Origin of the sequence: Pedobacter endophyticus (genome assembly GCF_015679185.1) — a bacterium.
In the GTDB taxonomy this organism is placed as follows: Bacteria; Bacteroidota; Bacteroidia; order Sphingobacteriales; family Sphingobacteriaceae; genus Pedobacter; species Pedobacter endophyticus.
This window is the reverse complement of sequence record NZ_CP064939.1, coordinates 504,849-516,789: the sequence shown is the minus strand read 5'-3', so window position 1 is coordinate 516,789 and position 11,941 is coordinate 504,849. Positions and strand designations below refer to the sequence as shown.

Here is an 11,941-nt window from a genome sequence, read left to right as displayed (position 1 = left end):
AAATAGTAGCGTGATCAATATGCTAAAAACAAGTTATAAATACCTCATTACATTCATATTATCGGTCTTCACTTTACCTCTTTATGCTTCCAATGACACACCTTACAGTCGATTGGAAAAGGATACCCTGGTAGTGGGGAACCAGTGGATAGAAAGAAAATTTCTTTGGAATAAAGGCAACCTGATTACCTACAGTTTAACCGATAAAGCCACTAAACAAATCTGGCTGAACAGGTTAAAAAGCCCTGATTTTCAGGTAACTAAAGATGAACCAACAAATGGAACTTATACTTCGAAAGAAGTGAAGGAAACGGCCATTCATCCCACTTATCTGGCTGTAGAAATCAATGTTTCGCTGGGTACTTTATCTGTTAAAAAGGTTTATCGGATTTATGACGATAGCCCTGTAATTGCCTGCGATATTTATTTAAAAGGTAGTACGAATCTAGCATCGGATGCCAGTGCCATTAACGCCGCGGATCGGAAAAACATCGAGTTTGCTGAAGATATGAAGTCGCAGCAAATGACGGCTATTTTAGATCAAATTAAACTGGATGGTTTTCACTGGCAAACCAAGATCGTTGAATTTTTTGATGTGACCGACTGGAATAACAACCTGATTGAAGAAAGGAATATCATTCCTTATCGCAAAACGAATTACAGAGGGAATTTATTGGTAGCGCACAACAGCGAAAATAACAAAGGCTTTTTCTTTTTGAAGGAAGCGCCGACCTCAAGTGTTCAATTGGCTTATCAAGGTTACGATTTTACCACCGAGTTCGGCCATTTTACCGTAGCCGGATTAGGATTGACTGCCAAAGATATCAAAGCTGAGGAATGGACCAAAGCCTATAGCAGCGTAATCGGTGTGTACAGCGGTGGCGAATTGCAGCAATTAACTGCTTTGCGTAGTTATCAAAAAAACATCCGCAAGCTATTGCCTGAGCGTGATGAAATGGTGATGATGAACACCTGGGGGGATCGCAGTCAGGATGCGAAAGTAAATGAAAAGTTTAGTTTACTGGAGGTAGAAAAAGCAGCCGAATTAGGAATTTCACACTTTCAGATTGATGATGGCTGGCAGATCGGGAAAAGTCCGAATTCAGCTGTAGCAAAAGGATCTTTTAAAAACATTTGGGATAACCCTGATTACTGGAAACCAGACCCCAAAAAGTACCCAAATGGTTTACATCCAATTGTAAAGCGGGGAAAAGAATTAGGGGTAGAAATCTGTCTATGGTTTAATCCGAGTGTGCAAAACGACTATGCAGACTGGCAGAAAGATGTGAACGCTTTGGTGAGTTTATACAAAACATACGGCATCCGTACGTTTAAAATCGACGGTTTGGCTATTCCCACTAAACAATCAGAAATCAATCTCCGTAGGCTATTCGATGGCGTGTTAGCGCAAACCAATAACAAAGCGGTGTTCAATTTAGATGCTACCGCAGGCAGGAGGGCAGGCTACTACACTTTTAATGAATACGGCAATGTGTTCTTAGAAAACCGTTATACCGACTGGCAGAATTATTATCCCTACTGGACATTAAGAAATTTATGGGCTTTAGCGAAATATGTGCCCGCAGAGAAATTACAAATCGAATTTCTGAATAAATGGCGGAATGCTGATCGGTATGGTAAAGATATTTTTGCGCCGGGGAATCATTCTTTCGAATACTTATTTGCCACTACAATGGCAGGGCAACCACTGGCCTGGTTTGAGGGAACGGGTTTGCCAGCTGAAGCACTAAAAATCAAAGATCTGATTAAAGCTTACCGCAAAATACAGCACGATTTCCATTTGGGAATCATTTTGCCCATTGGCGATGAACCTTCCGGAAGGTCCTGGACTGGCTTTCAATCGTTGAAAGGAAACCAGGGTTACTTCATTTTTTACAGGGAAAATACGGCCGAAGCAGTTGGTACCGTAAAAACCTGGTTGCCCGCCGGAACTACAGTGAAATGTACACCAGTTTTAGGAAACGGAAAGGCCATAAAAACGACGATTGCGAAAAACGGATCGATTGAAGTGACACTTCCAAAAATAAACGACTTCGTAATGTACCGCTACGAAATCACCAATTGAGACTATATATGAGAATTATTCTAACCACATTTTTACTAGCCCTTACCATCAGCTCCTGGGGACAAAAAAAGTACCAGTTAAAATCCCCCGATGGGAAATTAGTAGCCACTATTTCCCTGAATGACAGGATTAGCTATGCCATTACCCATGAGGGAGATACCATTTTAAAACCTTCTGCCTTGAACATGGCCTTAGAAAACGGCGTGACCTGGGGCAAAGGCTCCCGGCTAAAAAGTGCCAAAACAACTACATCCCATCAACAGATTAAGGCATTGTTTTATAAAAGAAGCCAGATTGATGACCATTACAACGAGCTGGTTTTGAATTTCAGGGAGAACTTTAACCTCATTTTCAGAGCTTATGATGAAGGTATCGCTTATCGCTTTGTATCTACCGGCAATCATCCAATAACTGTAAAAAACGAGGAGGCTGTTTTCAATTTTTCGAAAGATTTCAACGCCTATGTGCCCTATGTAAAAGGAAAATTTAAGAATATCGAAAGCCAGTATTTCAATTCTTTTGAGAACGAATATACTTACACGTCATTGAGTAAAATCAATGCTGATAAACTGGCTTTTTCGCCTTTAGTGGTAAGTCTAGATCATGGTAAAAAGGTTTGCTTAGCAGAAGCTGACTTGGAAAGTATCCAGGCATGTTTCTCACTAACGCTAACGGTTCTAACTCCTTACAATCAAATTTTGCGCCTTATCCAACGGCAACCCAACAAGGCGGACATAACGAGTTGCAGCAATTGGTTACGGCTCGCCAACCTTATTTGGCCAAAAGTAAAGCTAAAGCTCAGTTTCCATGGCGTATCGTAATTGTTTCTACTAACGATAAACAACTTGCAGATAATGATATGGTTTACAAGCTGGCAGCGCCATCAAGACTGGCAGATGCTTCCTGGGTTAAACCTGGTAAAGTAGCATGGGAATGGTGGAACCATTGGGGTCTCTCAAAAGTAGATTTTGAAGCAGGTATCAATACCAAAACCTATCAGGCTTATATCGATTTCGCCGCTAAAAATGGAATTGAATATGTGATTTTGGATGAAGGCTGGGCTGTCGATAAAAAAGCCGATTTGTTTCAGGTTGTGCCCGAAATAGACTTGAAAAAGCTGATTGCTCATGCAAAAGCTAAAAATGTAGGCATCATTTTATGGGCCGGCTATTACGCTTTCGAAAGAGATTTGGAAAAAGTGTGTAAGCACTATGCAGAAATGGGCGTAAAGGGTTTCAAGATTGATTTCATGGATCGTGACGACCAGCAAATGGTCGATTTCCATTACCGTGCGGCCGCAGTTGCGGCTAAATACAAGTTGATGCTGGATTTTCACGGAACTTATAAACCTACAGGCATCAACAGAACTTACCCTAATGTGATCAATTTTGAGGCAGTTCATGGTTTGGAACAAATGAAATGGACTGGCCCGGAGTTAGATCAGGTGACTTATGATGTTACTTTTCCATTCATTCGGATGGTGGCCGGACCGGTTGACTACACGCAGGGTGCGATGCGTAATGCCACCAAAAGAACCCACCGGGGGATAAACGATGAACCGATGAGCCAGGGCACACGCTGCCGTCAGCTGGCACAATATGTCATTTTCGAATCGCCGTTAAACATGCTTTGCGATAGCCCTACCAATTACGAAAAAGAGCAGGAAAGCACCGATTTTATTTCGGCAATTCCAACCGTTTGGGACCAGACGGTTGCTTTGGATGGTGAGATCGGGAAGTACATCGCCATTGCCCGTAAAAAAGCAAATCATTGGTATGTAGGCGCAATGACCAACTGGGATGACCGTAAGCTTGATATCGATTTATCATTCCTTGGAGAAGGGAACTACGTAGCGGAGGTATATCGAGACGGCGTTAACGCCAATCGGATCGCCTCCGATTATAAAAAAGAAACCATCACTATTCCTGCTAATCGTAAAATGACCATTTCTATGGCTAAAGGCGGCGGTGTCGCCATGAAAATTTCTAAGAAATAAATACACAAAATAATGAAGCCGAGAACCTTTTATTTAGCATTGTCGCTCTTTTTAAATTTGATTTTTTCACATTCCATGGCACAGCAAACCATGACCAATGTTTATGGCAGAAATGTGCAATCTTTAAATGGGAAATGGGATGCGATTATTGATTTATACGACCAGGGGAGAAAAAACAAAATCTTCCTCAATAAAAAGCCTGAAACCAAAATTGATTTTTACGAATATTCTTTTGATAACGGACTTCGCTTAAATGTGCCCTCAGACTGGAACAGCCAAATGCCCGAACTTAAATACTACGAAGGCACCATTTGGTATGCTCGTCATTTTGATGCAGCAAAGGAAGTTGACAATCGTTCATTCCTTTATTTTGGAGCGGTAAGTTACCGTTGCAGAATTTATCTGAACGGTAAAGAAATTGGTCGGCATGAAGGAGGTTTTACGCCTTTTCAAATCGAGGTGACTGATGCTATAAAAGAAAAAGATAACTTTTTAGCGGTCGAAGTTAATAATACGCGTCAGGTTGATGCTATTCCGGCCATGGCTTTCGATTGGTGGAATTACGGTGGGATTACCCGTGATGTGTTTTTAGTAAGCACACCAAAAGTGTTCATTGAAGATTATTTCATCCAGCTGGATAAAACCAAAGCCGATAAAATTAATGCCAGCGTTGAACTTTCTGAAAAGGTTAGCCAATCGGTAACTATCGAAATTCCTGAACTTCAGTTAAAGCAAACAGTTAGAACAGATGCCAACGGCGAAGCGAAAACTTCGTTTGCATCGAAGAAAATAAAGCGGTGGTCGCCGGGCTCGCCTACTTTGTACAAGGTTAAAGTTTCCAGTAAGAGCGATCGGGTAGAAGAGCAAATCGGTTTCCGTAATGTTTGGGTCAAAGGAGAGGATATTTATCTGAATGATGAACCTGTTTTCTTAAAATCCATCTCCTTTCATGAAGAAATTCCGCAACGTAAAAGTCGTGCTTTTTCCGAAGCAGATGCGGTTATGTTGTTATCAGAAGCCAAAGCTTTAGGTTGTAATATGATCCGTTTGGCGCACTATCCACAGAACGAATATACCGTTAGGCTGGCCGAAAAAATGGGTTTTTTGCTATGGGAAGAAATTCCGATTTGGCAGGGGATCGACTTTAAAAACGAGTCGACCAAAGAAAAAGCTGGCAAAATGATGCGTGAGATGATCATGCGGGATAAAAATCGTGTTGCTTTAACGTTTTGGGGTGTAGCCAACGAAACGCAGCCGTCGGCACCTCGTAACGCTTTCATTAAATCACTAATTGACATTACCAAATCGATTGATACTACGAGATTGATTACTGCGGCTTTTGATTTGGTTCGTTTTAACAAGGACAAGCAGGTTTTTGTAATGGACGATCCTTTTATCAAAGCGTTGGATGTTGTAGCAATCAACAAATACCTGGGCTGGTACCATCCCTGGCCCGTTACGCCAGATAAAGCAACCTGGGATGTGGCTAAAGGGCAGCCATTAATAATTTCTGAATTTGGTGGTGAAGCACTTTACGGAAAAACCGGAGATGCAGATGTAGCGAGCTCATGGAGCGAAGATTACCAGGCAACCTTGTACAGAAAGAATTTAGAAATGTTTAAACATATCCCAAATCTAAGGGGCACTTCGCCATGGGTGCTTTTTGATTTCCGTTCACCATTCCGTTTTCATCCGACTAACCAGGAAGACTGGAACAGAAAAGGTTTGGTCTCTGACCAGGGCTACCGAAAGAAAGCCTGGTACTTAATGAAAGAATATTACGATAGTAAATAGAAAAACCGCCATTGCGAGGACGAATGACGAAGCAACCCTACAACGGTTGTTTACAAGCGCCCTATCGCTTTAAGATTGCTTCGTGCCTCGCAACGACGCCACTATTTTCGTCATTGCGAGGAGGAACGACGAAGCAATCTTTTATGGAAGGATTACCAAAGTATAATGAAATAGAAAATTAGCACACCCACAAATGAACCCTTATAAAAACCTGACTATATTACTGTTACTGCTTTTTTTGATGCAGGCTTACACACTAAAAGCGCAAACTGCATCCATAGATTTATCTGGTAAATGGAGATTTCAAACCGATGTAATGGATTTTCGCAGAGGATCTCTTTCTCCCCGGTATAACCACATTTTACCGGAAGAAATCCAGCTTCCAGGCATTACCGACGATTATAAAATTGGCTATAAAGTGCCATACCAATACATTGATCGCTTAACCAGAAAATACGAGTACATGGGGCCGGCCTGGTACCAACGCGACATCGAAATTCCTGCAGCCTGGAAAGGCAAGAAGATTTTCGTGTATTTTGAACGTACGCATTGGTTAAGTTCAATTTATGTTGATACTAAAGAGGTAAGTGCCATTGATTATATCAGTGTACCACACAACCACGATTTAACCAATTTCGTTAAACCAGGAAAAACCCATCGGATTACTGTTTGTATCGATAACAGATTTCAATACAAAACCCATAAATGGAACCATGCCCATACCGAATTTACCCAGATTAACTGGAACGGGATCTTGGGAGAAATGAAGCTGGTGGCAATTGATCCCGTATATTTGGAAGACCTTCAGGTATACCCCAACATTGCAAACCGCTCGGTAAAAGTACGCTTACAGATCAATAACGAAACCAAAAAGCAATTTACAGGCAAGGCTTCCTTCACTATAAATGGTAAAAATTACAACCTCAAAAATGAAGTTGCGGTAGTGAGCAAAGACTCGGTAACTTTTGTAGAAGCCAATATTCCAATGGGTAAAACTGCCAAACTTTGGGATGAGTTTAACCCGAATGTTTACGAGATTACCTGTCAGTTAAACACTTCTGATGGAAAAATAAACTATCAGCATGAAAAAGCGACCACTTTTGGATTACGCGAAGTAAAGCAAGGCAAAAATCATGTCGTGATGAACAACCGTCCGTTGCATTTGCGAGGCAATGTGGAGAATGCGGTTTTTCCAAAAACTGGTCATGTGCCGGTTGATGATGCTTCGTGGGAACGGATCATGTTATTAATGAAAGATTACGGAATGAACCACCTGCGTTTCCATTCGTGGTGCCCGCCAAAAGCGGCCTTTCGCATGGCGGATAAACATGGGATTTATTTTGAAGTGGAAATGCCAATGTGGGGTAAGGATGCCGAACCTGATGAAAACAGGTACAACTTCTTTCGCAGGGAAATTAAAGCAATTTTGAAAGAATATGGTAACCATCCGTCATTTGTTTTGTATTGCAACGGCAACGAAATCACAGGGAATTTCGATTTTATTGAAGAGTTGACAGCCGAAGGAATCAAGTTAGATCCCCGTCATTTATACAGTGGTTCTACCGCTCGCACCCGTGTAAAATCCGATCAGTATTATGTATCGCAGCAAACTAATAAAGGTCCGGTAAAAGTTTACGAAGGTTTACCGAATACAAACTGGGATAGGAGCACCGAGTCTGATGTTGATGTGCCGGTAATTTCTCACGAGTCTGGACAACGTTGTGTATATCCGAACTTTGAAGAGATCAAAAAATACGCGAATAGCCCGGTAGAAGCCCGAAATTTTGAAGTATTCAGAGATATGCTGCAGAAAAACGGCATGCTAGATCAGGCCAATGACTTCTTTCGTGCTTCCGGGGCATTAACGGTTTTAGAGTATAAAGCTGTAATTGAGGCATTGTTGCGTTCATCCAAATCTGCTGGTTTTCAGTTATTGTCTATTAACGATTTTCCCGGCCAAGGTTATGCGCCAGTCGGTATCTTAGATCCATTCTGGGATAGCAAAGGTTTAGTTACACCCGAACAGTTCAGAGCGTTTTGTGCGCCTACAGTGGCCTTATTGCGCTACGAAAAAAGTAGCTTTTTCAATTCAGAAACGTTTTCGGGTAAAGCAGAAGTTTATAATTATAGTAATGCCGCCTTAAAAAATGCAAAGTTAAAATGGTGGTTAACTGATGAGAGCGGCAAAGTATTGCAAAAAGGAAATCTGAAAAGCCAGACTATTGCAAATGATAGTGTTTCGCCGGTTGGCGAATTTTCGATCCCGTTAAAAGGCATCAGTGTTTCGCAAAAGCTAACGGTACATTTATCAGTTAACGATCAGATCCAAAACAGCTGGGACATTTGGGTTTATCCAGGCCATGAAAAGTTAATGCAGTCTACCGATCAGGTTTTGTACACTACTGTTTATGACGATGTGGCTAAAAAGCAATTATCAGCGGGTAAAGCGGTGGTGCTTTATCCTGCTCCCGAAAATGTAAAAGGACGTAAATCAATGTTCCATAACCATTTCTGGAATCCCATCATGTTCGCCTGGGCGCCTATGACTATTGGAAATTTAGTACACAATAAACAACTCATGTTTAACGACTTTCCCACCTCATACCATACCGACTGGCAATGGTGGGATATCCTAAACAACGCCAAAGTAATTGAAATGCAAGGTGCTCCGGAACAACTTCGCCCGTTTATCCAGGTGATTGATAGTTACGATAACAACCAGAAACTGGGTATCGGTTTTGAAGCTAAGGTAAACGGCGGAAAACTGTTGGTCTTGGCGGTAGATACGAAGATGGATATGAATAAACGTCCGGCTACACAGCAACTATTGTACAGTATAGATAATTATGTAAAAAGCGATAAATTTTCGCCGCAGGTTTCTGTGGAAGAAACTTTTATCCAATCATTTTTAACGAACTAATAAAGGAACGTGATGTGGAAAAAAATAGCTTTAGGGCTAACGTTAATAGGTAGCCAGGCTTTAATGGCGCAGGAGATCGTATTTAACAAGAAAGCTTCGCTGAATCAGGCTTACCAAAAGGCAGTGGAGGCAGAAAATTTGTTGCCAATGAACGATCTGAACATGGAGTTTGGATACGTTTTATATCAAGCCGAAATCACCACCGAGGCAGAAAGTGAAGATTTAGAACTGGAAAACGTTCGTGATTATGCTGCTGTTTATATAGATGGAAAGTTGCTGGGAAGGTTAACCGATAACCATAAGAAAATCGATATCAAAACTACTCCCGGCAAATATTTACTGCAAATTTATGTAGAAAACATCGGTAGAATTACCTACGGGCCAGAAATAACAGACAACTCGAAAGGCTTGTTTGGAGAGGTCACTTTAGCTGGAAATAAGGTCTCAAACTGGAAAATGATCCCGTTGATGATCAAACAGTATCCGGTTAAAGACCTTGTATTTGAAGACCGTAAAGAAACTTCTGTTCCCGGATTTTATAAAGGGAATTTCAACATTGACGAGCTGAAAAAGACTTACCTGGATATTACCGGATGGGGAATGGGAGAAGTATGGGTAAACCAAAAATACATCGGTTCTTACTGGGAAGAGGAAAAACAACAATCCATCTTAATTCCATCTGAAGATTTGGTAAAAGGAGAAAACGAAATTGTAGTTTTCGAGCTCAAAAACAATCAGCAAAAGACAATGAAATTATCGCCAATTCCTGTTTTTAAATAGAGATGATGAAAAAGACAATTTTAGCGCTGGCGCTTACTTCGGCTACGTTATTTTCGGGCTATAAAGAAGATACACCGGTTTATAAGGATGCCAGACAACCTATCGAGAAGCGAATAGAAGATTTGATTGCTCGGATGACCCTGGAAGAAAAAGTGATGCAGCTGAACCAGTACACCCTTGGCAGAAACGACAATAGCAACAATATGGCCGATCCGGTGAAGGGTATTCCGGCGGAAATTGGATCACTCATTTATTTTGGCAGCAATGCTGATTTACGGAACACCGTACAAAAGAAAGCCATGGAACAAAGCCGCCTGGGTATTCCGATTATTTTCGGTTACGACGTCATCCACGGCTTTCGGACCATTTACCCGATTTCTTTAGGTCAGGCTTGTTCCTGGAATCCGGTATTGGTCGAAAAAGCTTGTGGCGTAGCAGCGCAGGAAGCTCGGATGTCTGGTATAGACTGGACTTTTTCACCCATGATTGACGTAGCCAGAGATGGCCGTTGGGGCCGTGTTGCAGAAGGTTATGGCGAAGATACTTATACGAATGCCGTTTTTACTGTCGCTTCGGTCAAAGGTTACCAGGGTAAAAATTTGTCGGGCGATAAAAACGTTGCGGCTTGCCTGAAACATTATATTGGTTACGGCGCTTCGGAAGCTGGCCGCGATTATGTGTACTCAGAAATTTCTAATCAGACGCTTTGGGATACTTACATGTTGCCTTATGAAGAAGGCGTGAAGGCTGGTGCAGCAACTTTGATGAGTTCGTTCAACGATATCAGCGGAACGCCGGGTTCGGCTAACCATTATACCTTAACCGAAGTATTGAAAAAGCGCTGGAAACACGATGGTTTCGTAGTTTCGGATTGGGGTTCTATCGAGCAGCTTCGTCCGCAAGGCGTAGCCGCTAACAAAAAAGAGGCCGCTTTAAAGGCATTTACGGCAGGCGTAGAGATGGACATGATGAACAGAAGTTACGATAACTATTTAGGCGAGCTGGTTAAAGAAGGAAAAGTGTCTCAGGATTTATTGAATGATGCCGTAAAGCGTGTGCTGAGGGTGAAATTTAAATTGGGATTATTTGATCGCCCGTACGCACTAGCCAGTACCGAAAAACAAAGGTTTTATCGCCCCGAGAGCTTAAAAATTGCAGAACAATTGGCTGAAGAGTCGATTGTTTTGCTTAAAAATAAGAATAAAGCACTACCACTAAATAACATCTCAAAAATTGCATTGATCGGCCCTATGGCGAAAAGCCAGGGGAACTTATTAGGTTCCTGGGCTGCTCAAGGCAAACCCGACAATGTTATTAGTATTTATGACGCCTTGCAGGCAGAATATAAAGGCAAAGCCGAGGTTTCTTATGCTTTGGGCGCTGATTTTGATGGGCAGGACAAGAAAGGTTTTGACGAAGCAATAGCCTTAGCTTCAAAATCTGACGTAATTGTATTGTGTTTAGGTGAAAAGAAAGAATGGAGTGGAGAAAATGCTTCACGTTCAACCATCGCTTTACCACAAATACAGGAAGAATTGGCTATGGAACTTAAGAAATTGGGCAAGCCGATCATTCTGGTATTGTCCAGCGGTCGTCCGTTGGAGTTGAACAGACTGGAGCCCCTTAGCGATGCGATTTTAACCGTGTGGCAACCGGGAACACCCGGCGGTAGGCCATTATCGGGTGTGTTGTCTGGTCGTGTAAATCCTTCTGGCAAGCTGGCGATGACTTTCCCCTTTTCCACAGGTCAAATTCCAATTTATTACAACCACAGGCAGAGTGCCCGTCCGCAGCAAGGAAAGTATCAAGACATTCAAAGTACGCCATTATATGAATTTGCACACGGTTTGAGCTACACCACTTTTGAATACGGTGAGCTGCAAGTTTCATCAACCCAGATAAAACGCAACGAAAAATTAACGGTAGAAATTCCGGTTAAAAATACCGGAGATCGAGACGGTATCGAGACTGTACATTGGTTTATTCAAGATCCGGTTTCAAGCATTTCGCGTCCGGTTAAGGAGTTAAAGTATTTCGAAAAACAACTCTTGAAAAGGGGCGAAACGAAAACCTATAAATTCGAAGTGGATTTACAACGCGATCTGAGCTTTGTGGATGGAGATGGCAAGCGATTTTTAGAAGCTGGTGATTACAACATCATTGTTAAAGACAAGAAAATTAAAATAGAAATCGTAGATTAACGCTCTTTAATAAAGATTTTGCTTTAAATTTCAATTATCCCTTCTTTGACAATCTAAGCTTCCTGAAGTATCGGGACAGGTAGTCGAAGATTACTTTTGGCAGCATGTTTCGGAAAGATCGGCCTGGAAAAAGTGTAATCAGAATTTAAGCACTTTTTAATAAT

6 protein-coding genes and 1 pseudogene are annotated in these 11,941 nt (G+C 41.7%); all 7 read left to right on the top strand.

Features of this window, described 5'->3' with window-relative positions:
* Positions 1-112 precede the first annotated feature (112 nt).
* The 7 genes and pseudogenes from IZT61_RS02185 to IZT61_RS02160 all read left to right on the top strand — a co-directional run bounded on the left by IZT61_RS02185 (position 113) and on the right by IZT61_RS02160 (position 11,777).
* Positions 113-2,086: an alpha-galactosidase gene (locus tag IZT61_RS02185; protein WP_230383819.1), complete on the top strand. Its 1,974-nt coding sequence runs from the start codon at positions 113-115 to the stop codon at positions 2,084-2,086.
* A gap of 8 nt (positions 2,087-2,094) precedes the next feature.
* Positions 2,095-2,909 (top strand): annotated as a pseudogene (locus IZT61_RS22160) (glycoside hydrolase family 97 N-terminal domain-containing protein); the annotation flags it as partial.
* A 36-nt stretch (positions 2,910-2,945) separates the two neighbouring features.
* On the top strand, positions 2,946-4,082 hold the full coding sequence (locus IZT61_RS02180) for a glycoside hydrolase family 97 catalytic domain-containing protein (RefSeq protein ID WP_394370739.1): 1,137 nt from the start codon (positions 2,946-2,948) through the stop codon (positions 4,080-4,082).
* Positions 4,083-4,094: 12 nt separating this feature from the next.
* The gene (locus IZT61_RS02175) at positions 4,095-5,876 is read left to right on the top strand and encodes a glycoside hydrolase family 2 protein (protein ID WP_196099570.1); all 1,782 of its coding nucleotides are present in this window, start codon (positions 4,095-4,097) and stop codon (positions 5,874-5,876) included.
* Positions 5,877-6,069: 193 nt separating this feature from the next.
* Positions 6,070-8,796 carry a sugar-binding domain-containing protein gene (locus tag IZT61_RS02170; protein ID WP_196099569.1) on the top strand — a complete coding sequence of 909 codons (2,727 nt, stop codon included), beginning with the start codon at positions 6,070-6,072 and terminating at the stop codon, positions 8,794-8,796.
* A 12-nt stretch (positions 8,797-8,808) separates the two neighbouring features.
* Positions 8,809-9,576, top strand: coding sequence for a hypothetical protein (locus IZT61_RS02165; protein ID WP_196099568.1), 768 nt, complete (start codon positions 8,809-8,811; stop codon positions 9,574-9,576).
* 2 nt (positions 9,577-9,578) lie between these two features.
* Positions 9,579-11,777 carry a glycoside hydrolase family 3 N-terminal domain-containing protein gene (locus IZT61_RS02160; protein WP_230383817.1) on the top strand — a complete coding sequence of 733 codons (2,199 nt, stop codon included), beginning with the start codon at positions 9,579-9,581 and terminating at the stop codon, positions 11,775-11,777.
* Positions 11,778-11,941: the final 164 nt, after the last annotated feature.

Bases quoted from the DNA above. Each gene is read 5' to 3' on its own strand.
- IZT61_RS02175 (WP_196099570.1), top strand. From the start codon at position 4,095: ATGAAGCCGAGAACCTTTTATTTAGCATTGTCGCTCTTTTTAAATTTG.
- IZT61_RS02180 (WP_394370739.1), top strand. From the start codon at position 2,946: ATGGTTTACAAGCTGGCAGCGCCATCAAGACTGGCAGATGCTTCCTGG.
- IZT61_RS02165 (WP_196099568.1), top strand. From the start codon at position 8,809: ATGTGGAAAAAAATAGCTTTAGGGCTAACGTTAATAGGTAGCCAGGCT.
- IZT61_RS02170 (WP_196099569.1), top strand. From the start codon at position 6,070: ATGAACCCTTATAAAAACCTGACTATATTACTGTTACTGCTTTTTTTG.
- IZT61_RS02160 (WP_230383817.1), top strand. From the start codon at position 9,579: ATGATGAAAAAGACAATTTTAGCGCTGGCGCTTACTTCGGCTACGTTA.